We start from the raw sequence: 21,978 nt of genomic DNA, 5'->3' as shown, positions 1-21,978 counted from the left end.
GGCAATCCGCCGCGCCGCCGGGGCGACCTGCCGCCGCCGCACCCCCAGCCCAACGTCCGCTACCGCGAACGGGATTCGAGCCGCACCGACCGACGCAGGCCCGAGAACCTCTAGCCGCGGCCACTCAGTTACTCAGTCCGCCTGCGAACGGCATCGACCGCCAGTACTCGATGGACGGTGTCAAAGCCTCGGCGAGCATCGGCAGCTGCGGCACCACCGCGAGACAGGCCAGCGTTCTGGCCATACCTACGGCGTTGATGAAACGCATCAGGCGTTCGTCCAGCGGGCGCAAGCCGCGCTGCTGCGCCGCGGCGTTGTACGCGGCCTCGCATTCGGGGCCGAGAAACGCCAGATCCCATTCGACCGGCCCGAGCGTGGTCAGCTCGAAGTCGGCATACAACGGTCCACCCGGGGTGGGCACGACGTTGACCGCCGGAGCGTCCCCGTGGATCGGCTGGAGGTCGATACCGGGGAACTCCGCCTCGAACGCCGCGCGCGAGCGGATGACCGGCTCCAGGATCTCCCATTCCCGCTGCGCACGGTCCAGATCTGCGGCGTCGATTAGGTCGGGACTCTGCGCGAGGGCGGCCAGGCTCTCCGTGACCACCGCCGGTTCGGCCGAGGACAGGAACGGCAGCTCACCCGGGTAGCCGCGCAGCGCGGCGTGCAGGTCGGCGATCAGGCCGGAGTTGTGCACATAGTCGGGCTCGACACTCGCGTCCACCTCGACGAACTGCCAGAACGTCATCGAGAAACCGTTGCGTCGCACGGGTTCCCGCGGCACGAGAGGGCTCGGTGGAATCACCGGGACGCCCTGTTCCGCGAGCCACGCCACCACCTCGAGCTCCGAACGCTGGCGTGTCGTTTGCGGATCGAGGTCGGGCGAGAGCAGGACCGTGGGCACCCGAACCACCACCGGTGTCGGAGCGAGGTGCACAACGACAGAGAACGCGTCGTGCAGGACCTTCGGGTCGGCCACCGTCAGTCCGAGGTCACGGCCCGCGTCGACCGCCGCAGCAACCGCTCGGGTGGTGCGGGCGGCGAGCTGGTCGGATGTCATGGCTGCTGGCATGCGGCGATGGTGTCAGGCCGGGCAGCCACGGCGCGACATATTTATCGTGCCGCGCGCCCGGAAGCGGCTTCCGACGCTGATCCGACACAACGCAGCCGCGCTTAGTCGGCCGAATGGCTAGGCGCAGCTCAACTCCGGACGGTTCAGCGCAGCTCACCACCGGGCGGCCCGCCGCGGCTCAGCGCCGGATGGTCCGCCGCAGCTCAGCGCCGGATGGTCCGCCGCAGCTCAGCGCCGGATGGTCCGCCGCAGCTCAGCGCCGGGCGGTCTACCGCAGCTCAGCGCCGGGCCGTTCGCGCGTAGCGGCAGGCGTCAGGCGCTTACGCGACCAACAGCGGCACCGAGCCGGGCCATGCCTCCGCCACGTCCCCCTCGCGCATGCCACCAGCGGCCAACGGGACACCACGGCGGCAACCACCGAGTGACGCCGCCACCTTGTCCCATTCGTGCGCAGCGCCGGTGGCGACGGAGACATGGCGGCGCGCGTCAGGCGCTTACAGCGATCAAAGCGGACACAACGGTCGGCATCGAGCGGGTCGGCCGCGACCACTTCCCACCCGCGAACACCGTCCACCCCACGGGACACCACAGCGGCAACCACCGAGTCGACCCGCCACCACGTCCCCCTCACGAACGCCACCAACGGCCAAAGGGACACCACGGCGGCGATCACCGAGAGATGCCGCCACCACGTCCCGTTCGCACGCAGCGTCGATGGCGGCGGGGACATGGCGGCCGCTGTCAGGCCCTTACGGCGATCACAGCGGACACCGCGACGGGGACCGAGTGGGTCGGGCCGCCACCACGTCCCACCCGCAAACGCCATCCACACCAACGGGACACCACAGCGGCAATCACCGACTCGACCCGCCCCCATGCCCCCCCTCACGAACGCCACCAACGGCCAAAGGGACACCACGGCGGCGATCACCGAGTGACGCCGCCGCCATGTCCCGTTCACGCGTAGCGCCGGTGGCGGCGGGGACATGACGGCGGGCGTCAGGCCCTTACGGCGATCAAGCGGACACCATGGCGGCATCGAATGGGTCGGCCCGCCACCACGTCCCATCCGCACACGCCATCCACACCCAGCTCGACGCCGAATGGTTCGGCGCAGTTCGCCGCCGAATGGTTCGCGGCAGCTCAACACCGCATGGTTCGCCGCAGCTCAGCGGCGGGTGGTCCAGCGAGGGACCCGCCCCGGATGGTCGGGCGGAGGGTCAGCGCCGGGTGGTGCGCAGTTCGCGCGGCAGCGAGAAGACCAAGGTCTCGTTCGCTGTGGTCACCGGCTGAACATCGGCATAACCGTGCTCCTCCAGCATGTCCAGCACACCGCGGACCAGGATCTCCGGCACCGAGGCACCCGAGGTGATGCCGACGGTGCGGACGTCGGTGAGCCACGCGGGGTCCACCTCGCGGGCGTAGTCGACCAGGTACGAGGCTTTGGCACCGGCATTGAGCGCGACCTCGACCAGGCGCACCGAGTTCGAGGAGTTGCGCGAGCCGACGACGATCACCAGATCGCATTCGGGCGCCATCGCCTTCACCGCGACCTGACGGTTCTGGGTGGCGTAGCAGATGTCGTCGCTGGGCGGATCCTGCAGCGCCGGAAAGCGCTCGCGCAGCCGCTGCACCGTCTCCATCGTCTCGTCGACGCTCAGTGTCGTTTGTGAGAGCCAAATCACCTTCGACTCGTCGCGGACGGTGACCTTGTCCACCGAGGCGGGGCCGTCCACCAGCTGCACGTGCTCGGGCGCCTCGCCCGCCGTGCCCTCGACTTCCTCGTGGCCTTCGTGGCCGATCAGCAGGATGTCGTAGTCGTCGCGGGCGAACCGCTTGGCCTCCTGGTGCACCTTCGTCACCAGCGGGCAGGTCGCGTCGATGGTGTGCAGGTTGCGGGCGGCGGCCGAGGTGTGCACCGCAGGTGAGACACCGTGTGCGGAGAACACGACCACCGAGCCCTCGGGCACCTCGTCGGTCTCGTCTACGAAGATGACGCCCTGCTCACGCAGCGTTTCCACGACGTGGCGGTTGTGCACGATCTCCTTGCGCACGTAGATCGGCGCACCGTGCTTCTCCAGCGTCTTCTCGACGGTTTCCACCGCTCGGTCCACGCCGGCGCAGTACCCCCGCGGCTCGGCGAGCAGCACCCGCTTGCCGCCGACGGGATCGACGGTTCCGGCACCCGCTGAGCGGGTGATTCCGACGTTCAAGGGTATGGCCGAGGACATGCCGACAGCTTACGTGCGCCGACCGACTATCCGCCGCCCGGGCAGTACGCCGAAGTCGCTACCGTGCGGCGAGGCGAGGTCCGCGCGCGCCGTGACATACGCCAGAATCACTCTCGTGAGCCCCGACCTTTGCATAGCACACCATTTCGGGCAGGCTAGGACCATGTTTCGACCACCGTTCCTGGCCCGGGTAGCCGCCGGGGCCGCCGTTTACGCCGTTGAGGAAACTCGTCGGCTACCCACGGCCGCAATGAATTTACCGATCACCGCCATCAGCCAGCTGCTGCAGACGACGATGCACGTCCAGCAGTTCGTGACGAGCCTCGCGCTCAAGGGCGACGCGGTCTTCGATCGATTGGCCAATTCTCCGGAGGAACAGCCGGAGTGGGCCACCTTCGACGAGGACCTCGACGCGGAGCCGACCCAGAGCGGCAGCACGACGCGCACCAGCCGCTTCGACCTGTACGCCACCGACGAGCCCGAGCCTGCCACCTATACGGCTCGCGAGACACTGCCCGCCGAAGCCGCCGCCCGTGCTGCCGAGGGCAACGGCCACAGCACCTCGGTATCGAGCACCGACGAGCCGGAAACCACTGAACCGGTGTCGGAGACAAAGCTGGAGATCGTCCCCGCGGCCGACCCCGCGCCGGAGATCAGCGTGCCCGAAGTCGCCACCCGCTACGACTACGGCGGCATGACCCTGGCTCAGCTGCGCGCCCGCCTGCGCATGCTGACCGTCGAAGACCTCACCGCGCTGCTGGACTACGAGCAGCAGACCCGCAACCGGGCGCCGTTCGTGACCATGCTGACGAATCGGATCGCCACCGTGCAGGCGCAGTGACCGAAACCATGCGCGTGCGCCTCCTCGGGGTGCCCAACCTCGGGTGCCACGCACACCTTCGTCGACGGTTGGCCGGGTGACCCCCGGTCAACCGGAGCGCACCGGCCAACCGCCCGCGCAGGCCCCCGCCGCGCCCGCGAGTTCCGCCGCGCCCGCCAACTCCGCCGAGCAGCCGTATCCGGTGCGCTCCGTCGCGATCAAGGTCGCGCAGTGGATCGACCGGCTCGGCAGCATCTGGGTCGAGGGCCAGATCACCCAGATCAATCTGCGACCGGGCACCCGCACGGCGTTCCTGGTGCTGCGTGATCCGTCCGCGGACATGTCGTTGTCGGTGACCTGCGACCCGGACCTCATCCGCAAGTCCCCGATCCCGCTGCAGGAAGGCAGCCGGGTCGTGGTCTACGGCAAGCTCTCGTTCTTCACCGGCCGGGGCACACTGTCGTTGCGTGTCATCGAGATTCGCCCGGTCGGCATCGGCGAACTGCTCGCCCGCATCGAGCGGCTGAAGGCCCTGCTCGCCGCCGAAGGCCTCTTCGACGTGCGACTCAAGCGGCCGCTGCCGTTCCTGCCCAAGACCGTCGGCCTGATCACCGGCCGGGCCAGCGCCGCCGAACGCGACGTTCTGACGGTGGCCAGAAACCGCTGGCCCGCAGTGCGTTTCGAGATCCGCAATACCGCTGTGCAGGGTCCGACCGCGGTGCCGCAGATGCTCGAGGCCCTCGCCCAGCTCGACCGCAACCCGTCCGTCGAGGTGATCGTGCTCGCCCGCGGCGGCGGCAGCGTGGAGGACCTGCTTGCCTTCTCCGACGAGGCACTGTGCCGCGCCATCGTCGCCGCGACCACCCCCATCGTGAGCGCGATCGGCCACGAGCCGGACAACCCGCTCAGCGATCTCGTCGCCGACCTGCGCGCCGCCACGCCCACCGACGCCGCCAAGCGCGTGGTGCCCGACGCCGCCGCGGAGTTGGCCGGTGTGCGCGATATGCGCGCCCGCTCCGCCGCCGCGTTGCGCGGCTGGGTCGACCGCGAGACCCGCGCGCTGACCCAACTGCGTTCGCGCCCCGTGCTCGCCGATCCGCTGCGCGAAATCGACCGGCGCCGTGAGGAAATCGAGCGCCTGCGCGCGTCGACCCGCCGCTGTGCCGAGCAGTTCATTCGCACCGAGGCCACCGCGACCCGCCACCTGCGCGAGAAGCTGACCGCGGTGGGCCCGGCCGCCACCCTGGCCCGTGGCTACGCTGTCGTGCAGCGCGTCGCCGGCCCGGAACGGCACGTGGTGCGCACGATCGAAGACTCACCCGCGGGCAGCCAGCTACGCATCAGGGTCGCCGACGGCGCGGTCACCGCGGCCGCGCTGGGCACCCAGGCACTAGGCCCCCGCCAGGACAAGACCGACGACACCGCAACAAGGAGGAGCTGACCTTGGCCGAGCCCGGCAAGGATGCCGAGACCGAATTGGCTGAGATCGCCACCTTCGGTTACGAGCGTGCCCGCGACGAACTGGTCAATGTCGTGAAGATGCTCGAACAGGGCGGCCTCGACCTCGATGAGTCGCTCGCCCTGTGGGAGCGCGGCGAAGCGCTGGCCAACCGCTGCGAGGAGCACCTGGCCGGTGCCAGGAGACGCGTGGAGGACGCGCTGTCACGCACCGACCTGGAGGCCGAGAAATGACGATCCGCCGGGCGACGCCGGACATCCACACCACCGACATCGAGCGCAGCCGCGACTTCTATCGCCTGCTCGGCTTCGAGGAGGCGATGGACCTCGGCTGGGTCGTCACGATGGCCTCCCCCGCCAACCCCACCGCCCAGGTGCTGCTCATCGGCCCCGGCGCGGAGAAGTTGCAGCCGAATATGAGCGTCGAGGTCGAAGACGTGGATGCGGTGCACGCGGCGATGACCGCCGCGGGCGCCGACATCGTCTATCCGCTGACCGACGAACAGTGGGGCGTGCGCCGCTTCTTCGTCCGCGACCCCAGCGGCACCATCGTCAACGTGGTCAACCACCGCTAGGGAAACGTGCAGGCGGGGCCGCCGCCGGAGCTGTCGACCCACCCGGCGCGCAACATCTTCAGCAGTCTGCACAGGTATTCGCCGGCCGAACCGGTCGCGGCGGAACCGCTGTCGGCGACGAGCGTCGCGGGAGGGTGATCGAGCGGAGTGGCGGCGGTCGCCGTCGCCGGTGCCAGCAGCATGGTGGCGACCGCAAGGCCTGCAATGGTTTTTTTCATAGCTCTGTCCGAGTTCGTCCGAATCCCCGCCCAGCAAGCAGTATTCGACGACTTCGTCCGCTGCGCACGACCCCATTCATCAGGGCTCGATGCGCACGCGGGGTCAGGGCTTGATCGGCGGTGCCGCGGTGATGGCCTGTGCGAGCGTGACGAAAGACTCACGCTGACCGGCGCCGGTGATGAGCACCCGCGCCTGGCCGAGGTCGGTGATCCAGGCCGATTCCGAGCCGGGCTCGGCGTAGACGATCCATTTCTGGTCGCCGATCTGCTCGGTACCGGTGGCATAGCGGGAGCCCAACACGAATCGGGACAGGGCTTCCTCGGTCGCGCTGCTCTGGCTGAAACGCATGTAGGCGCCGTGGTTAGTGATATAGCCGACAGTGCTGATCGGTCCGCCGCCGTTGCCGCTGATGTTCTCGCGGCTGCCGGAGTTGGGGGTCCAGTCGGTGGGCACGGCCGGGTTCCGGATGGGGAACGGCAGGCTGCGCGCGTCGGAGGTGAGCGCTGCCTTCGCATCGAAGTGCGGGATCTGCCCCTGCGTCGGACCCTTTGCGGCGAAACTGCATTGGCTCGCCAGGCCGGCGAAAACCACGGCGATCAACACGAGGGGGATCAGCGACCAGAACAGATCCCGGTAGTCGTTCATGATGCGTGGCTTTTGCGGGGACACGCACTCAGTATCCACTCGCGCGTCCGGTCCGTCCGCACGCACCCCGATCGACCGAGCAGGGTGTACGCCCGTCTCAGTTCGAGTGAGACAATCGTCCGGACCGACGCGCGCGGTCATGCAGCTTGCGTAACCACCCAGGACCCCGCGCGCGGCGCACAGCTTTTGTACCGACGCACAGGAGGCACCCCGCAATGACGGCATCTTCCCCGACACCGAGCCGCCGCGAGGCGCCGGACCGCAACCTCGCGCTCGAGCTGGTCCGCGTCACCGAGGCCGGTGCGATGGCCGCAGGGCGCTGGGTCGGGCGCGGAGACAAGGAGGGGGGCGACGGCGCCGCGGTCGACGCGATGCGCCAGTTGGTCAACTCGGTCTCCATGCGCGGCGTGGTCGTCATCGGCGAGGGCGAGAAGGACGAGGCGCCCATGCTGTTCAACGGCGAGCTCGTCGGTGACGGCACCGGACCCGAGGTCGATTTCGCGGTCGACCCGGTCGACGGCACCACGCTGATGTCGAAGGGCTCCCCCGGTGCCATCGCGGTGCTCGCGGTCGCCCAGCGCGGCGCGATGTTCGACCCGTCCGCGGTGTTCTACATGAGCAAGATCGCGGTCGGCCCGGACGCCGCCGACGTGATCGACATCTCGGTCCCCATCGGCGAGAACATCCGCCGGGTCGCCAAGGCCAAGGGCCTGTCGAAGTCGGACCTGACCGTCTGCATCCTGGACCGGCCCCGGCACGCCGAGCTGATCCAGCAGGTCCGGGACGCGGGCGCGCGCATCCGGCTGATCTCCGACGGCGACGTCGCGGGCGCCATCGCCGCGGCCAGGCCCGACTCGGGCACCGACATCCTGGTCGGCGTCGGCGGCACCCCCGAGGGCATCATCGCGGCCGCCGCGATGCGCTGTATGGGCGGCGAGCTGCAGGGCATGCTGGCCCCCACCGACGACGACGAGCGGCAGAAGGCGATCGACGCGGGCCACGATCTGGATCGGGTACTCACCACCGAGGATCTGGTGGCGGGCGACAACGTCTTCTTCTGCGCCACCGGCGTCACCGACGGTGACCTGCTGCGCGGCGTGCGCTACTACGGTGGCGGCGCGTCCACCCAGTCGATCGTGATGCGCTCCAAGTCCGGCACGGTCCGGATGATCGACGCCTACCACCGGCTGACCAAGCTGCGCGAGTACTCCTCGGTCGACTTCATCGGTGACGAGCACGCGGTGCCGCCGCTGCCCTGATCCGGCACCATCGAGAACACCGAGACGCGCAGGTATCCCCTGCGCGTCTCTGCTTTTGCGGGCACATCGAGGCAAGCCGAACGGTCCCGCGCCGCGACCTGTCGACCACCCCGCGGATATTCCGGGTGCGACGCAGCCGCGGATGTGCGAATCACTACAGGCGTGGCAGCCCCATGACGGTCGTCTCGGGCATATGGTCGGAAACATGACGGAGGAGACGCAGTACCGCATCGAGCACGACACCATGGGCGAGGTCAGGGTCCCGGTGGACGCGCTGTGGCGGGCGCAGACCCAGCGGGCCGTGGAGAACTTCCCGATCAGCGGACGCGGCCTGGAGCGCGCGCAGATCCGCGCGCTCGGCCTGCTGAAGGCCGCCTGCGCCAAGGTGAATCGGGATCTGGGGCTGCTCGACCCCGCGAAGGCCGACGCCATCATCGCCGCCGCCGACGAGATCGCCGCGGGCAAGCACGACGACCAGTTCCCGATCGACGTTTTCCAGACCGGCTCGGGCACCAGCTCGAACATGAACGCCAACGAGGTGATCGCCTCGATCGCCAAGGCGAACGGCGTCACCGTGCACCCCAACGACGACGTGAACATGTCGCAGTCGTCCAACGACACCTTCCCCACCGCGGTGCATCTCGCCGCGACCGAGGCGATCATCACCGACCTGGTGCCCGCGCTCGAGCACCTGCGGCTGGCCCTGCTGGACAAGTCGACCGAGTGGCGGACCGTGGTCAAGTCGGGCCGCACCCACCTGATGGACGCGGTGCCGGTGACCCTCGGCCAGGAGTTCGGCGGCTACACCCGCCAGATCGCCGCGGGCATCGACCGTCTCATGGCGACCCTGCCGCGCCTCGGCGAGCTGCCCATCGGCGGCACCGCGGTGGGCACCGGCCTCAATGCGCCGGACGGGTTCGGCGGCAAGGTCGTTGCGGAACTGATTCGTTCGACCGGCCTCGACGCGCTGCGCGAGGCCACGGATCACTTCGAGGCGCAGGCGGCCCGGGACGGACTGGTCGAGGCGTCGGGCGCGGCGCGCACCGTCGCGGTGAGTCTCACCAAGATCGCCAACGACATTCGCTGGATGGGCTCGGGCCCGCTGACCGGCCTCGGCGAACTCCAGCTGCCCGATCTGCAGCCCGGCAGTTCGATCATGCCCGGCAAGGTCAATCCCGTGCTGCCGGAGGCGGTTACGCAGGTCGCGGCGCAGGTGATCGGTAATGACGCGACTGTCGCGTTCGGCGGCGCGAACGGCGCCTTCGAACTGAATGTCTATATCCCGGTGATGGCGCGGAATCTGCTCGAGTCGATTCGGTTGCTCGCCAATGTTTCCCGGCTCTTCGCGGACAAGTGTGTGCGCGGACTGGTCGCCAATGTCGATCATCTGCGCACCTTGGCGGAGTCCTCGCCCTCCATTGTGACCCCGCTGAATTCGGCGATCGGTTACGAGGAGGCGGCGGCCGTTGCCAAAGAAGCATTGAAGCACAAGAAGACAATTCGCCAGACGGTTATCGATCGCGGTCTGCTCGATGAGAAGCTCACCGAAGAAGAACTCGACCGCCGATTGGATGTGCTGTCCATGGCGAAGGTCGAAGACAAGAAATAGCAATTACTTTCGACGCCGCGCGAGCGCCACGTCGGACACCCTCATACTGGTCCGACGTGACGCTCGGCGGAGCGTGGGCGTGGGTAGCTCGGCGTGGCCGAATACCCACGCGGGGGACATCAGAAGACGATGCCGAGTGCTGCGAGGAACGCCTTAGCGCCGACACCGAAGAGGGCGACCATGCCCTCGACAATTGCTTCAACCATGATTCTTTCCTTTCTCGCTTCCGCATAATGCGGATGTACACAGCTAATCGCTGGCGACATCGCGTGTGTTTCATCACAACTACGCGAAAAAGGAAAAAATCCGGTCGGCGCGGTAAATCCACGCGCCGACCGGGGGTAATTCAGTCGCGCAGATGCGCGAGTTCGGCGCGAGCCGCTTCGCCCGCTTCACCGAGGTCGGTCCGAGTGAAGACGTTCCACCGCTTCAGCAGCGGCTTGAAGACCAACTCGTTCTCCTTGGCCGGGTCGTAGATCCCGGCTACGGCGAGCACCTCGTCGCTGGTGCGGCCGTCGGCCAGCGTCACCGAGGGCACCTTGAAGTCGGCGACCTGGTCGGCGATGGCGCGCATCGCCTGATCGGGCGCCACGTTCAGGCCTGCCTCGACCAGCTCGGCGAACACGACCGCCTGCATCTCGTCATCGAGCGCGATGCGCTCGGCGATCGCTGTGACCATCGGGCTCTCGCCGAGCGCCGCGGTGTTGCGATGCCGGATGGCGGCGGCGACCTCTTCGAAGGCGCAGGCGGCCAGCACGTCGAGCAGGTGCATGCCCGGGCGGCGGAAGCCGTCGGTCATGTGCTTCATCCGCATCCGCTCCAGCTCGACCGGGTCCACCGCCCGAGTCACCATGAGGAAGTTGCGGATCATGATCTCGTGGCGGTTCTCCTCGGCGGTCCACCGGCCGACCCAGCGCCACCACGCGCCGGTGCGCAGGTACTTGCCCAGCTCCCGGTGGTACGAGGGCAGGTTGTCCGCGATCAGCACGCTGACGGTCAACGCCAGCTTGGCGACCTCGCTGAGCTCGGACTGCTCCGGCGCCCAGTCGGTCCCGTGGAGGAACGCGAAGTTACGGCCGTCGTCCCACGGCACGAAGTCGTGCGGCTGCCATCCGTCGGCGGCGTCGATGTGGCGACGCAGAATGGATTCCACGTCCAGCGCGAGGGATTCGAGCAACTCGCGATCGGTCAAGAGAGTTTGCACCTAGCCAACCTAGCGGTTGAGCCCGAAATACGGGCATTCATTGGATAAGACTGGACGGGCGCCCGGGACCGGCTCAGCCGCCCCGGGCGCCGAACCGACTACCTACTTCGGCGTGACGGTCGTCTTGCCGTCGACCCAGGTGATGGTGCCACCGGAGAAGTCGCTCTCCTTGCCGCCCGCGATGTCCTTCTCGTCGCTGGTGGGGTAGCCGAGCTTGCCCTTGGCGCCGCCGTTGTCTTCCCACGCCTTGCGGATCTCGCCCCAGATGATGTGCGGCTGGCCGTCCTTGGCCTTGTAGATCGTGCCGCCGACGAAGTCCTGGTACTTGCCGTCGTCGGGTCCGTCTTCCTGCGCTTCCAGCGGAGCGCCGAGCGGGCCGGTCGGGCCGCCGGTCTGCACGTACTTGTCGAAAATGTGCCCGGAGACGGCGATGTCACCACGCTGCGTCGCGATCTTGGTCTCCTCCGCGGCACCGGAGGTGTGCTCCTCGGTGGTGCCCATCGGGACCGTGGTGGTCATCAGCGCCGAGGCCGCCGACGCTCCCGCCGAGGCCGCGCTGTCGTTCTTGTCGTCGTCGTCATTGCTGCTGCAGCCGGCGATGATCAGGCCGGTGGCGGCGAGCAAGGCAGTGTATCCAGCCGTTCGTCGAGCGAAGTGGTGCATTTCCATCCTCTCGAAAGTGGCTACCGAAAACGTCGCCGACTCGGTGACGCCGCTGGCAGCCTAGGCCGATGTTCAGCAATGACCCGGCGAATCCACCAGGGACACGCCGGGTCATACCGAACAGCTATCGCCGGGATATTACCCGGCAACTGTGCGGGGAAACACACCAACCGACTCAGGCGTTGGGGCCGTACTCCTCCAGCATCTCGGTCACGAGCGCCGCGATCGGCGAGCGCTCACTGCGGGTCAGCGTGATGTGGGCGAACAACGGGTGACCCTTGAGCTTTTCGATCACCGCGGCGACACCGTCGTGCCTGCCGACCCGCAGGTTGTCCCGCTGGGCGACATCGTGGGTGAGCACCACCCGCGACCCGGTGCCGAGCCGGCTGAGCACCGTGAGCAGCACATTGCGCTCCAGCGACTGGGCCTCGTCCACGATCACGAACGAGTCGTGCAGCGACCGGCCGCGAATGTGGGTGAGCGGCAACACCTCCAGCATGTCGCGGGCGAGCACCTCCTCCATCACCTCACGGCTGGCCAGCCCGTCGAGGGTGTCGAAGACCGCCTGGGCCCACGGCCCCATCTTCTCGCTCTCGCTGCCCGGCAGGTAACCGAGCTCCTGACCACCGACCGCGTAGAGCGGACGGAAGACAACCACCTTTCGCTGAGTTCGCCGCTCCAGCACCGCCTCCAGGCCCGCGGTCAACGCGAGCGCGGATTTGCCGGTACCGGCCCGGCCGCCGAGCGAGACGATGCCGATGCTCTCGTCCAGCAGCAGATCGAGCGCGATGCGCTGCTCCGCGGAGCGGCCGTGCAGGCCGAACGCTTCGCGTTCGCGCACCAGCTGAACCCGCTTGTCCGGGGTGACCCGGCCGAGCGCGCTGGAGCTGCTACCCAGCAACCGGATTCCGGTGTGGCAGGGCAGTTCCCGGGCGTCGTCGATGTCCAGCACCGACTCCGAGTAGAGCTGGTCGATCTGCCCCGAGCTGACGTCGAGCTCCACCATGCCGGACCAGCCGGAGGTGACGACGTCCTGCGCGTGATATTCGTCGGCTTGCAAGCCCACCGCACTCGCTTTGACCCGTAGCGGAATGTCCTTGGACACCAGCACCACCTGACGGCCCTCGGCCGCCAGATTGAGTGCACAGGCCAGGATTCGGGAATCATTGGTGTCGGTGCGGAATCCGACCGGAAGGACCGCGGGATCGGTGTGGTTCAGTTCCACCTGCAGCGTTCCACCCTCGGTGCCGATCGGCACCTGCTGATCCAGCCTGCCGTGCAGCAAGCGCAGATCGTCCAGGTTGCGCAGGGCTTCCCGCGCGAACCAGCCCAATTCGTGGTGATGCCGTTTGCCTTCGAGTTCGCTGATGACCACCAGCGGAAGCACCACATCGTGTTCGCCGAACCGGGTGAACGCCCAGGGATCGGACAACAGGACCGACGTGTCGATGACGAAGGTGTTGGCGAGGGAATGCGAGGGGTGTGCACCCTTCGCGGCGGTTCCGCCTTTCGCGGAACGGGATTGCGCCGAGGGAGCGGGAACGGAGCGTGAAGCAGTCACGGTGGGCTCCTCTTTGTCCGCACGGCACCCGCACGAACGATCTCGCTGGACCGGTCCGTCCTGATGGGACCTGACGTTGCCGTCAGATGCCACGAGGGCCGGGTGCCGGCCCCCTCGTACTGAATAGCTCAGTCACGGTCAGGACCTCCCGTACGAGCCACACCGCCGCGGCCCGCACCATCGACGCTACCGCCGAACTACGCTTCCCCGCTCCCGCACAGGTAGGCGTGTCCGTGAATTTGTCGTTAACCTCACTCGCCGACGCGAACGACCGGGCCGTGGCCGCCGCGCCGGGGCGCCGGTTAGAGTCGCTGGCATGGCCGGTAACGAGGACCTGGAGAAGCTGTCGTCGAAGGAACTGCACGATCGCGCGGTGAAGCTCGCCGTGCGGCACGGGGACGTCAAGTTCCTGTGGCGGTTGCTCACCTCGATCCCGGCCGCCGAGGCCGCCGCGGGCAACCTCGGCGAGAGCGAAGCCGACATCAAGTACGTGCTGCCGATGATCGACGACTACATCCACGCTGGCGACGGTGAGGTCGCCGAGGTGCTGCGGCCGTTCTATCTGGAGTATCTGAACGAGCACAGCTGAGTCACCGGTCAGGTGTGATTTATCCCACCCGACCTGCGATTACGATGCTCCGTCCGGAACGATGTCGATGGCGCCGGACGGGCAAGCGTGCTCCGCCTCTCGTGCCACCGCATGCCGAGCGGGCTGCGGCGCGGGGTCGAGCAGCCGTACCTTTCCGTCGTCGGTGTCCTGATCGAAAACCTCGGGTGCGAGCAGTGCGCACATGCCCGCACCGATGCAGCGGTGCCGGTCGATCGTGATCTTCATCGGTGCCCGCCCCTTACCAGGTGACCGGGAGCCGGTGCACGCCGTAGATGTCCATGTCGTGCCGCAACGGGACCTCGTCGGCCGGGACGGCCAGCCGCAACGTCGGGAAGCGACGCACCAAGGCGGGCAACGCGACTCGCATCTCGACGCGGGCGAGTTGCTGACCGAGGCACTGATGGACGCCGTGCCCGAAGCCGACGTGTCCGACGGCGTTGCGCCGGATGTCGAAGGCGTCGGGATCGTCGAACTTGGCCGGGTCGCGGTTGGCCGCCTGGGTCGACAGCGCGACCGTCTCCCCCGCCTTGATCAGCTGACCGTCCAGCTCGACATCCGCGAGCGCCACCCGCGACGAGGTGTGCACGATGCTCAGGTAGCGCATGAGTTCCTCGACGGTCTGGTCGGCGAGTTCGGGCCGGGCGCGGAGCTCGGCGAGCTGGTCGGGATGCGACAGCAGGGCGAAGGTGCCGAGCGCCAGCATGTTCGCCGTGGTGTCCAGGCCTGCGCCGAGCAGCAGGGTGCCGATGACGGCGAGCTCGTCATCGGTCAGATCGGTGTCGGTGAGGTCGCTCAGCAGGTCGTCGGCGGGTGCGGCGCGCTTGGCCAATACCAGTGTGCGCAGGTACTTCTCGCCGTCGGCGAAGGCCGCCACCCGCTCGTCGACGGACGCGGCCATGTCGTTGGCCACGGCGACGAACTCGCGGAAGGTGTCGCGCTCGGCGGACGGAACGCCGAGCAACTCGCAGATGGTCAGCGCGGGTACGGGGAAGGCGAACGCTTCGATCAAGTCGACCGGTCCGCCGTCGCGGGCCATGGCGTCCAGATGGTCGGTCGTGATCTCCTGGACGCGCTCGGTGAGCATGGCCATGCGGCGCACGGTGAACTTGCCGGACAACAGTTTTCGATAGCGCGTGTGTTCCGGCGGGTCGACACCGAGCAGGTCACCCGGCGTGGCGGGCGGCATCGGGCCGCCATCGGCCAGCGGGTTGTGCCCCAGTTCGTAGCGCACGCTGAAGCGCGGGTCGGCGAAGACCGCGCGGACGGTCGCGTGCCCGGTGGCGAGCCAGCCTTGATGGCCGTCGGGGAAAGTCATACGCACCAGCGGGCGCAGCGCGGCCAGTTCCGCGGGCGGGTCGAAGGGGCAACCGGCTGGGCGCGTGGTGGGGAGTTCGACGGATTCGGAGAGTGGTCGATGCACCATGATTCCTACTTCGTTCGAGTTTTGGATATGCCCGAACGCTACGTTGCATTCAATTGTTCTCCAACGATGAGAGCAGGCTATCAAGCCATATCAGCAGGTAGATTCCAGAATTGAATTGCAATGAATATGCCACTGAATGCACCTCGCTGAGCGAGGTATTGCAATGGCCTGCCACTGAGCGCAATACTCGCGGAATGGTTCGGCACGACGAACCATTCGATCGCGAGGGAGGCGGCGGCTCATGCCGGGTGGCAGGTTGACCCAGGACGATCGCAGGCAGATCGCCGAGGGCATCGCGGAAGGTCTCGGGTACGCCGAGATCGCCAGGCAGCTGAACCGGCCGACCTCCACCGTCAGCCGGGAAGTCATCCGCAACGGCGGACCCGGTCGCTACCACCCTGGGCGAGCGCACAGAGCGACCGAGTTGCGCGCGCGTCGCCACCGATCGCGCGGCGCGTCGGCCGAAAGCGCCCCGGCGGCAGGCGATGTGGTGCTCGACGAATTCGTGACGCAGTTCGTCGCGCAGATCACCAGGACCGGAGTTCCGCGCACCGCGGCGGCCGCGCTGGCCTGCCTCTACACCACCGACAGCGGCAGCCTCACCGCCGCCGAACTGGCGCAACGACTTCGGGTCAGCCCGGCCACCATCTCCGCGGCCATCAACATGCTCGAAACCCAGGGGCTCGTGCAACGGGAACGCGATGCTCGCAGCCGCCGGGATCGCTACTTCGTCGACGACAACATCTGGGTCCACGCGACAATGGTCAGCGCACGACAGGTATGCGAGCTGGCCGCGGTGACCCGGCGCGGCGCCGAGTTGCTCGGCAGCGACACACCGGCTGGCGTGCGCGCGTACAACACCAGCCGATTCCTCGACTTCGTCGGACACGACATGGTCGAATCCGCCGAACGCTGGCGGAAACTGCTCCAGCAGCAGCGGACTCAGGACTAGGCCTGCCGGTTCAGTCGCGGGAGAACACGGCGCGCCATACCCCGACGGCGGTGCCGCGCAGGAAGTTCTCCCAGCTGAAGTGATCGTGCCACAGGATGATTCGGCCGTCGCGCAGCTCGAAGGTCCCGGTCACCCAGAACCCGATCTTCAGCGGACCGAACTGCAGGAAGTCGGTGCGGTCGGTGAGCACGATGCTGCCGTCGGCGGCGATGTGGTGCACGTCGACCTCGAAACCGAACGGGTCCCGATTCAGGTTCCGCAGGATCTTGCGCGCCAGCCCGCCGCCGACGTCGGGCAGCGAGGTGTTCTTCCATACGACGTCCGGGTGCAGCAGTTCCAACGCCTCGTCGACGGCGCCGAGTTCGAGCGCGGAAAGGAACTCCCGCACCGTGGTGATCGCGTCTTGCTGAAGTTCCAGGTCCTGGGTCATGGTCCGACGATAGGCCCTGGCCGGGGGCGATGGGGAGTCCCCGTTGGTCGATTCAGCGGCCGGTTCGACGGGCGATCAGGACGCCCAAACCGTCCAGCACGCGTTCGATACCGAAGTGCAGGGCGTCGTTCGGACCGCCGGAGTTCGGCGGTGCGCCCATTGCCGCCGCCTCCGCCGCGAAAGCGGCGGTGACGGCCGGGTAGCGATCGCCCGCCACGCTCATCATCTCGGCGATCTGCCGGGTCGGGTCGTCGCCCAGGGGTTGGGTCTGCTGGACCAGGCTGCGGACGTGGCCGTTGACCAGCACGATGCTGTCGAGCTGCTCTGGACCGGTGAGTCCGGTGTCCGCGAGCGCGACGAGGGCGCTTTCCAGCCAGCCCATTTCATTGGGGCCGAACGGACGCGCACCGACGGTCAGTTCGATCACCCAGGGATGCGCGCTGTAGCGCTGATAGATCTTCTCGGCCCACCGGCGCAGCCCGGCTCGCCAACGTTCGGCGGACGGATCATCTTGCACCGCAGTGACATCCGGCGGTGTGCCCATCGCGGCGTCGAGCATCAGCGCGGTCAGCTGCTCCTTGCCCGGCACGTATCGGTACAGCGACATCTTGGTGAAACCGAGCCGCTCGGCCAGCCGCTGCATGGACAGGTTCGCCAGGCCTTCGGCATCCACGAGGGCGATCGCCTCGGCCACGATCCCGTCTAGTGAAAGCGAGGGCTTCGGGCCGCGCTTGGGCCGCTGCTGGGTGCCCCACAGCAGCTGCACGGTGGTCGGGGTCGGCATGACCGGATCCTTTCGAGGCAGCTTGACTCGGAAACTGTGTCTACCATACGCTGATCTGCGTCCGACGGAAACAGAATCCTATAGACACAGATACTTGTGGATGGAGCACTCATGCGTAACCAGACCGTTCTCATCTCCGGCGCCAGCGTCGCGGGCCCTGCCCTCGCCTACTGGCTGCACCGCTACGGCTTCGCCGTCACCGTGGTCGAGCGGGCCCGAGGCCTGCGGTCGGGCGGTCAAGCCATCGACTTCAAAGGCCGCACCCAGGTGACCGTGCTGGACCGCATGGGCCTGCGCGACGACCTCGAGCAGCGCAGGACCGGCACCACCGACACCGTCTTCGTCGACGCGAACGGCAACCGGCTCGCCACCATGTCCGGCGACTTCACCGGCGGAGACCTGGAGATCCTGCGCGGCGATCTCGCCGAAATCATGTACAAGCACACTGCGGAACACTGCGAATATCTGTTCGGCGATTCGATCAGCGCGCTCACCGAGTTCGCCGACGGCGTGCACGTCGAGTTCGAGCACGGGCCCGCGCGCACCTTCGACCTGGTCTTCGGCGCCGACGGCATCCATTCCCGGGTGCGCGGACTCGTCTTCGGACCGGAAAAAGACTTCGTCGAATACCTCGGCCACTACTACTGCATCGCGGGCGCGGCCCCGGCCAACGCCGACACGACCGGACCGAAGGCACGCGCCACCTCCTACGGCCACAACGCGCCGGGCAAGCTCGCCATCAGCGGCGGTCCGAAAGCGCAGCAGTTCTACATGTTCGCGTCCCCCGAACTCGACTACTCCCGCGACGACACCGCCGCCCAGCGGCGCATCATCGAGCAGGTCTTCGCCGACGTGCGCTGGGACGTACCGCAGATGCTCAGCGAATTGGCCGACTTCGACGACATCTACCTCGATTCGCTCAGCCGGATGCGGTTGACGGGCGGCTACACCAAGGGGCGGGTCGCGCTGGTCGGCGACTCGGCCTACGGAAACACGTTGGCGGGCTTCGGCTCCGGGCTCGCACTCATCGGCGCGTACGTCATCGCCGGCGAACTCGCCGTCGCCGACGGCGATCACGCGGTGGCCTTCGCCCGCTACGACGAGATCATGCGGAGCTACGCCAAAATCGCCGACAACAACAACACGGGCAAGTTCCTCGCGCCGAAGACGGCCCTCGGTATCCGGGTGCGCAACTGGTTTCTCGGATCGTGGCTGTTCACCCTCATGGCGAAGTACGCCGACAAGGCTGCCAACGACATCGACCTGCAGGACTACCCGGCCATGGTGCGGCAACGCGAGATCAACTGAAAGCGTTGGCCGCAGGGAGTTTTCGATCTTTCACACGGATTCGAGGCCGACCGGTATGCGCAGTCGATGCGCCGATCCGGTCGCACCGGAGAATCCGCTGTGTTTCGATGGAACCGAAGTCGGGCGGGGCGCGTCTATAGGGTCAGAGGCACTCATGAAAGGGGACGGTGATGGCGGTGGACAGCCCGTTTCCCGGGTACATCGAGGATGCGAAGGCCGGGGCGTTGACGGTGCGGATGGATCCGCAGGGGTTCATCGATATCGACAAGGCGTGTCAGGAGTTGATCAATCAGCTCACCGGCATCCGGGCCGACGCGCGTGACCTCGGCGAGAAAACCTCCTGGGGACTCGGCGAGAGCAATCCGCGCCTGTCGTCGGCCGTCGAGCTCGTACAACTGTTCCGCGAGAAGGCATTCGGTGGACCGAACAACGCCTACGACACCCTCAGCGACTACGTCACGGTCGCCGAGGAGATCCGGGCGATGTTCAAGACCATCTGCGAGACCTACCAGCGCACCGATGCCGAATTCGCGGCAAAGTTGCGGGAGATCAGCGCATGAGCGTTGTCCAGCATGGGAGCCGTTCGCCAGGAATTGGTTTCGCGGCTGCGGCACTCCTGGCGGCGCTGCTGGCGGGATGCGGCACCGAGGCGAAGACGTCCGGCACACCGACAACGCCGACGGCGACCGCGCCATCTACCACCGAGACAACGGGATCCGATCCACAAGCCGCCTTCGATCCGTGCGCCGCGCTCACACCGCAATTCCTCGGCACGCACCAGTGGGACGCGTTGCCGCCCTCGCCGAAGCAGAACACCGCGGGCGGCATCAGCTGGAAGGGCTGCCGCTACGTCGCCAAGGCCGGCTACGGCTTCACCGTCGAGACCACCAATGGAACCCTCGATCAAGTACGCGACAAGTTCCCTGCCGCCGTAGACATCTCGATCAACGGCCGCAAGGCGCTGCGCTATGCAGCCAGACCGGACGTTCCCGGTGGATGCTCGATCAACGTCGAGATGAAGAGCGGCTCGCTGTATCTGCTCGTCGACGACCCGACCGGCAAGCATCCACGCAAACTGTCGCCCTGCGACACCGCCACCGAAATCGCCCAAGCAGTCGCACCACTGCTGTCCGCGGGCAGCTGAACAACCCCACGGGGGAGCGATCATGAGACAGACCGACGGCCGCGCGATCACCAATCCCGAGAACGCGCAGAGCTTCACGCACGCCGAGATCAAGCAGGCGGCCGACGAGATGAACCCGGCCGGGCTCGGCAGCGCGTTCGACGCCTGGTCGAAGATCGCGGCGGCGGTGACGAATGCCGGTCACCAATTCGAGACGGCCATCAAGCAGGCGGTCGAACAGCATTGGGAGGGTGCGGCGGCCGACAATGCGGTGCGCGGCATCCGGGACTACGCGACCAGGGTCGGCGAGTTCGGCGAGACGCTCAACGCGCAGAGCACGCCCCTGTCGCAGGCGGCGAGTGCGGCCGCGAAGTTCAAGATGTCGGTGCCCGACGTGGTGGACACTTCGACCAATCCCCGCGGAGCCGAGTTGCGAAACTCGAGCGAAGAGCAGGCCCGCGACGAGATGACCACCCAGTACATCCAGCCGTACGGGACCACCGCCCCCGCCATTCCGACACTGCCGCCGCCGATCAGCCCGATCTCCATACCGACGCCCGGCGGTGACAGCAGTATCGACCCCGGTACCACCCCCGGCACGAGCACGAGTCCCGCCGAGAACGGCTCGGGCACCGGGGATTCCGGCAAGCAGGCCGCGACAGCCGAGGCCGCCGACCCCACCGAAGCCGGTACGCCCGAAACCGAGCCCACATCGGAAGAGACCACTCCGCAGGCGGTTTCGCCGGAGCAGGGCAACAACGGTGCGCCGACCACCCCGGCTTCGACAACGACGGCCGCGTCCACCCCGAACTCCCCGATCGCCACCCCGGCCAGCACGGCGAGTCCGATCACCTCGGCGTTCCCCACCAGCACGCTCCCGTCCACCCCGACGACGGTCGCGGCTGCCGCGGCCAACGGAACTCCGAGCAGGACGGGCACGCCGAGCACCTCCGCCAACCCCAGCACCTCCGCGAGCCCCAGCACTTCGGCGAGTCCGCGCAGCGAAGCCCAGCCCGGCACCTCACGCCCCGCACCACCGGCCACCACCACCGGTGCCGCCGGCCCACAACCCGCCGCCACCCCCAGCCGACCGGGCACCCCGGGTGTAGCGGGCTATCCCGGCATGTTTCCGCCCGGAGCGCGCAGCCGAGGCGAGGACGACGACGAACACAAGTCCCCCGGCTACCTGCGCACCGCCGAGCACGCCAAAGAACTACTGGGAGAAAGGGAGAAGACTGTGCCGCCGGTGATCGGCGAGAAATGACGGCACAGTGGTCGCTGTCCGCTGAGCAGTTCGCGGCGGCCTGGTTCGGCACCGGCCTCGACCGCTTACCTTTTCCGTTCCGCTTCACCAGCCGCTTCCCCGGCCTACGCGAATACCAGACCTACCAGCAGGAATTCCGGGACGAGCTGGCCCGCCCGGAACGCCTCCCGCTCGCGCGTGCCCTCACCGTGCTCGCCCGACCCGATTGGCGCATCGAGCTTTTCGGCTACGACAACTCCCGCGACGGCGTCGAGCTGCGCGCGATCGGCTGCGCCACCCGTGGCGGAGCCGGCGTGATCGCGCAGCAGACACCCGCCCCCACCGGCGGCCGGGTTCAGTTGCGCCGCTGCCGAATCGAGCAACTCGCGTCCGAGCTGGTGCGCCTGCTACCGAACACCGGCGCGGGCACCACCGGCGAAAAGTCGTTTCTGCTGGACGATCTCACCGATGAACGCCCCGACCTCTTCGGCAACGCCGAGGCCAGCGAGGTGAAGGAACGCTACCGCCGCTTCTGGCGCCAGCCCTGTACCACCCGAGGCGCAGCGACGGTCCTGCTCGGCCCACGCAACGCCGAACCGCTGCGCACCGGCCGCCTCCGCTGGATAGATGCCGCCGACGGCCGATACTACGAGGTCCCGGCCAACCGCGCCTTGATGCTCCGCCCCGGCACCAGCGCCGACATCATCCGATATCTGGACGAGGCGATCGTCCGCGCCAGGACCAGAATGGAATCGGCCTGAATGCGGCCGCCGACGAGCGCATCGGAAT

24 protein-coding genes are annotated in these 21,978 nt (G+C 67.8%); 13 read left to right on the top strand and 11 right to left on the bottom strand.

All coding sequences use genetic code 11. From position 1 onward, the window contains the following. Nucleotides 1-124: 124 nt before the first annotated feature. Together NN4_RS21065 and NN4_RS21060 are read right to left on the bottom strand one after the other, a co-directional pair. Nucleotides 125-1,072: a phosphotransferase gene (locus NN4_RS21065; RefSeq protein WP_147133999.1), complete on the bottom strand. Its 948-nt coding sequence runs from the start codon at nt 1,070-1,072 to the stop codon at nt 125-127. A gap of 1,220 nt (nt 1,073-2,292) precedes the next feature. Continuing rightward, a complete protein-coding gene (locus NN4_RS21060; RefSeq protein ID WP_147133996.1) occupies nt 2,293-3,303 on the bottom strand; it encodes a 4-hydroxy-3-methylbut-2-enyl diphosphate reductase in 1,011 nt (336 codons plus the stop codon). A 163-nt stretch (nt 3,304-3,466) separates the two neighbouring features. Between NN4_RS21060 and NN4_RS21055 the strand changes: the two genes are divergently transcribed. The 4 genes from NN4_RS21055 (at nt 3,467) to NN4_RS21040 (ending at nt 6,156) form a co-directional block, all read left to right on the top strand. After that, the gene (locus tag NN4_RS21055; RefSeq protein WP_147133993.1) at nt 3,467-4,144 is read left to right on the top strand and encodes a lipid droplet-associated protein; all 678 of its coding nucleotides are present in this window, start codon (nt 3,467-3,469) and stop codon (nt 4,142-4,144) included. Nucleotides 4,145-4,325: 181 nt separating this feature from the next. Continuing rightward, nucleotides 4,326-5,564 (top strand): exodeoxyribonuclease VII large subunit, encoded by a 1,239-nt coding sequence (gene xseA, locus NN4_RS21050; RefSeq protein ID WP_222595122.1) that lies wholly within the window; start codon nt 4,326-4,328, stop codon nt 5,562-5,564. 2 nt (nt 5,565-5,566) lie between these two features. Then, on the top strand, nt 5,567-5,815 hold the full coding sequence (locus tag NN4_RS21045; protein WP_147133987.1) for an exodeoxyribonuclease VII small subunit: 249 nt from the start codon (nt 5,567-5,569) through the stop codon (nt 5,813-5,815). Then, nucleotides 5,812-6,156, top strand: a complete 345-nt coding sequence (locus NN4_RS21040; protein WP_135233209.1) for a VOC family protein — start codon at nt 5,812-5,814, stop codon at nt 6,154-6,156. The genes NN4_RS21045 and NN4_RS21040 overlap by 4 nt, the downstream gene beginning before the upstream one ends. Here NN4_RS21040 and NN4_RS21035 read toward each other — a convergent pair. Further along, nucleotides 6,153-6,374, bottom strand: a complete 222-nt coding sequence (locus tag NN4_RS21035; RefSeq protein WP_147133984.1) for a hypothetical protein — start codon at nt 6,372-6,374, stop codon at nt 6,153-6,155. The genes NN4_RS21040 and NN4_RS21035 overlap by 4 nt on opposite strands. Before the next feature lie 103 nt (nt 6,375-6,477). After that, nucleotides 6,478-7,044: a DUF4245 domain-containing protein gene (locus NN4_RS21030; RefSeq protein ID WP_147133981.1), complete on the bottom strand. Its 567-nt coding sequence runs from the start codon at nt 7,042-7,044 to the stop codon at nt 6,478-6,480. Nucleotides 7,045-7,235: 191 nt separating this feature from the next. Here NN4_RS21030 and glpX point away from each other — a divergent pair, with 191 nt between their 5' ends. Both glpX and NN4_RS21020 read left to right on the top strand, forming a co-directional pair. After that, the gene (glpX, locus tag NN4_RS21025; protein ID WP_107659175.1) at nt 7,236-8,279 is read left to right on the top strand and encodes a class II fructose-bisphosphatase; all 1,044 of its coding nucleotides are present in this window, start codon (nt 7,236-7,238) and stop codon (nt 8,277-8,279) included. A gap of 205 nt (nt 8,280-8,484) precedes the next feature. Further along, nucleotides 8,485-9,888, top strand: a complete 1,404-nt coding sequence (locus tag NN4_RS21020) for a class II fumarate hydratase (RefSeq protein ID WP_147133978.1) — start codon at nt 8,485-8,487, stop codon at nt 9,886-9,888. Nucleotides 9,889-10,234: 346 nt separating this feature from the next. Here NN4_RS21020 and NN4_RS21015 read toward each other — a convergent pair whose 3' ends face one another. From NN4_RS21015 to phoH2, 3 genes are all read right to left on the bottom strand, one after another. Beyond that, nucleotides 10,235-11,092 carry an acyl-ACP desaturase gene (locus NN4_RS21015; RefSeq protein WP_107659176.1) on the bottom strand — a complete coding sequence of 286 codons (858 nt, stop codon included), beginning with the start codon at nt 11,090-11,092 and terminating at the stop codon, nt 10,235-10,237. Between the two features lie 102 nt (nt 11,093-11,194). Continuing rightward, nucleotides 11,195-11,761: an LGFP repeat-containing protein gene (locus tag NN4_RS21010; protein WP_246180986.1), complete on the bottom strand. Its 567-nt coding sequence runs from the start codon at nt 11,759-11,761 to the stop codon at nt 11,195-11,197. Between the two features lie 169 nt (nt 11,762-11,930). Then, nucleotides 11,931-13,316 carry an RNA 5'-3' helicase PhoH2 gene (gene phoH2, locus NN4_RS21005; RefSeq protein WP_147133975.1) on the bottom strand — a complete coding sequence of 462 codons (1,386 nt, stop codon included), beginning with the start codon at nt 13,314-13,316 and terminating at the stop codon, nt 11,931-11,933. Between the two features lie 316 nt (nt 13,317-13,632). Between phoH2 and NN4_RS21000 the strand changes: the two genes are divergently transcribed. Further along, a complete protein-coding gene (locus NN4_RS21000) occupies nt 13,633-13,905 on the top strand; it encodes a hypothetical protein (RefSeq protein ID WP_107659177.1) in 273 nt (90 codons plus the stop codon). A gap of 39 nt (nt 13,906-13,944) precedes the next feature. Here the strand turns inward: NN4_RS21000 and NN4_RS20995 are convergent, their stop codons facing one another. Both NN4_RS20995 and NN4_RS20990 read right to left on the bottom strand, forming a co-directional pair. Then, the gene (locus tag NN4_RS20995) at nt 13,945-14,151 is read right to left on the bottom strand and encodes a ferredoxin (RefSeq protein WP_147133972.1); all 207 of its coding nucleotides are present in this window, start codon (nt 14,149-14,151) and stop codon (nt 13,945-13,947) included. A 13-nt stretch (nt 14,152-14,164) separates the two neighbouring features. Further along, the gene (locus NN4_RS20990; RefSeq protein WP_415842847.1) at nt 14,165-15,346 is read right to left on the bottom strand and encodes a cytochrome P450; all 1,182 of its coding nucleotides are present in this window, start codon (nt 15,344-15,346) and stop codon (nt 14,165-14,167) included. Between the two features lie 244 nt (nt 15,347-15,590). Here NN4_RS20990 and NN4_RS20985 point away from each other — a divergent pair, with 244 nt between their 5' ends. Continuing rightward, nucleotides 15,591-16,301 carry a GbsR/MarR family transcriptional regulator gene (locus NN4_RS20985; protein WP_147133965.1) on the top strand — a complete coding sequence of 237 codons (711 nt, stop codon included), beginning with the start codon at nt 15,591-15,593 and terminating at the stop codon, nt 16,299-16,301. 10 nt (nt 16,302-16,311) lie between these two features. On the opposite strand, the gene NN4_RS20980 is transcribed toward NN4_RS20985, so the two are convergent. Beyond that, nucleotides 16,312-16,731, bottom strand: coding sequence for a limonene-1,2-epoxide hydrolase family protein (locus NN4_RS20980; protein ID WP_147133962.1), 420 nt, complete (start codon nt 16,729-16,731; stop codon nt 16,312-16,314). Between the two features lie 52 nt (nt 16,732-16,783). Continuing rightward, nucleotides 16,784-17,515 carry a TetR/AcrR family transcriptional regulator gene (locus tag NN4_RS20975; RefSeq protein WP_147133959.1) on the bottom strand — a complete coding sequence of 244 codons (732 nt, stop codon included), beginning with the start codon at nt 17,513-17,515 and terminating at the stop codon, nt 16,784-16,786. A gap of 111 nt (nt 17,516-17,626) precedes the next feature. Between NN4_RS20975 and NN4_RS20970 the strand changes: the two genes are divergently transcribed. The 5 genes from NN4_RS20970 to NN4_RS20950 all read left to right on the top strand — a co-directional run bounded on the left by NN4_RS20970 (nt 17,627) and on the right by NN4_RS20950 (nt 21,950). Then, a complete protein-coding gene (locus NN4_RS20970) occupies nt 17,627-18,823 on the top strand; it encodes an FAD-dependent monooxygenase (protein WP_147133956.1) in 1,197 nt (398 codons plus the stop codon). 170 nt (nt 18,824-18,993) lie between these two features. Then, nucleotides 18,994-19,383, top strand: coding sequence for a hypothetical protein (locus NN4_RS20965; protein WP_147133953.1), 390 nt, complete (start codon nt 18,994-18,996; stop codon nt 19,381-19,383). After that, nucleotides 19,380-19,967, top strand: coding sequence for a DUF3558 domain-containing protein (locus tag NN4_RS20960; RefSeq protein WP_147133950.1), 588 nt, complete (start codon nt 19,380-19,382; stop codon nt 19,965-19,967). The genes NN4_RS20965 and NN4_RS20960 overlap by 4 nt, the downstream gene beginning before the upstream one ends. Before the next feature lie 22 nt (nt 19,968-19,989). Further along, complete coding sequence (locus tag NN4_RS20955; protein ID WP_147133947.1) at nt 19,990-21,210, top strand: hypothetical protein; 1,221 nt, start codon at nt 19,990-19,992, stop codon at nt 21,208-21,210. After that, nucleotides 21,207-21,950: an ESX secretion-associated protein EspG gene (locus NN4_RS20950; protein ID WP_147133944.1), complete on the top strand. Its 744-nt coding sequence runs from the start codon at nt 21,207-21,209 to the stop codon at nt 21,948-21,950. Before NN4_RS20955 ends, NN4_RS20950 begins: the two co-directional genes overlap by 4 nt. The last annotated feature ends 28 nt before the right edge of the window (nt 21,951-21,978 follow it).

Origin of the sequence: Nocardia ninae NBRC 108245 (assembly GCF_007990755.1) — a bacterium.
GTDB lineage: Bacteria > Actinomycetota > Actinomycetes > Mycobacteriales > Mycobacteriaceae > Nocardia > Nocardia ninae.
This window is presented reverse-complemented; position numbering and strand designations above follow the sequence as displayed.

What these genes read in the sequence shown, in the direction of transcription:
- NN4_RS21020 (WP_147133978.1), top strand. Translation starts at nt 8,485, where the DNA reads ATGACGGAGGAGACGCAGTACCGCATCGAGCACGACACCATGGGCGAG.
- glpX (WP_107659175.1), top strand. Translation starts at nt 7,236, where the DNA reads ATGACGGCATCTTCCCCGACACCGAGCCGCCGCGAGGCGCCGGACCGC.
- NN4_RS20975 (WP_147133959.1), bottom strand. Translation starts at nt 17,515, where the DNA reads ATGCCGACCCCGACCACCGTGCAGCTGCTGTGGGGCACCCAGCAGCGG.
- NN4_RS20955 (WP_147133947.1), top strand. Translation starts at nt 19,990, where the DNA reads ATGAGACAGACCGACGGCCGCGCGATCACCAATCCCGAGAACGCGCAG.
- NN4_RS20960 (WP_147133950.1), top strand. Translation starts at nt 19,380, where the DNA reads ATGAGCGTTGTCCAGCATGGGAGCCGTTCGCCAGGAATTGGTTTCGCG.
- NN4_RS21055 (WP_147133993.1), top strand. Translation starts at nt 3,467, where the DNA reads ATGTTTCGACCACCGTTCCTGGCCCGGGTAGCCGCCGGGGCCGCCGTT.
- NN4_RS20985 (WP_147133965.1), top strand. Translation starts at nt 15,591, where the DNA reads ATGCCGGGTGGCAGGTTGACCCAGGACGATCGCAGGCAGATCGCCGAG.
- NN4_RS21035 (WP_147133984.1), bottom strand. Translation starts at nt 6,374, where the DNA reads ATGAAAAAAACCATTGCAGGCCTTGCGGTCGCCACCATGCTGCTGGCA.
- NN4_RS20950 (WP_147133944.1), top strand. Translation starts at nt 21,207, where the DNA reads ATGACGGCACAGTGGTCGCTGTCCGCTGAGCAGTTCGCGGCGGCCTGG.
- NN4_RS21065 (WP_147133999.1), bottom strand. Translation starts at nt 1,072, where the DNA reads ATGCCAGCAGCCATGACATCCGACCAGCTCGCCGCCCGCACCACCCGA.
- NN4_RS21040 (WP_135233209.1), top strand. Translation starts at nt 5,812, where the DNA reads ATGACGATCCGCCGGGCGACGCCGGACATCCACACCACCGACATCGAG.
- NN4_RS21000 (WP_107659177.1), top strand. Translation starts at nt 13,633, where the DNA reads ATGGCCGGTAACGAGGACCTGGAGAAGCTGTCGTCGAAGGAACTGCAC.
- NN4_RS20965 (WP_147133953.1), top strand. Translation starts at nt 18,994, where the DNA reads ATGGCGGTGGACAGCCCGTTTCCCGGGTACATCGAGGATGCGAAGGCC.
- NN4_RS20970 (WP_147133956.1), top strand. Translation starts at nt 17,627, where the DNA reads ATGCGTAACCAGACCGTTCTCATCTCCGGCGCCAGCGTCGCGGGCCCT.
- NN4_RS20980 (WP_147133962.1), bottom strand. Translation starts at nt 16,731, where the DNA reads ATGACCCAGGACCTGGAACTTCAGCAAGACGCGATCACCACGGTGCGG.
- NN4_RS21010 (WP_246180986.1), bottom strand. Translation starts at nt 11,761, where the DNA reads ATGGAAATGCACCACTTCGCTCGACGAACGGCTGGATACACTGCCTTG.
- NN4_RS20995 (WP_147133972.1), bottom strand. Translation starts at nt 14,151, where the DNA reads ATGAAGATCACGATCGACCGGCACCGCTGCATCGGTGCGGGCATGTGC.
- NN4_RS21060 (WP_147133996.1), bottom strand. Translation starts at nt 3,303, where the DNA reads ATGTCCTCGGCCATACCCTTGAACGTCGGAATCACCCGCTCAGCGGGT.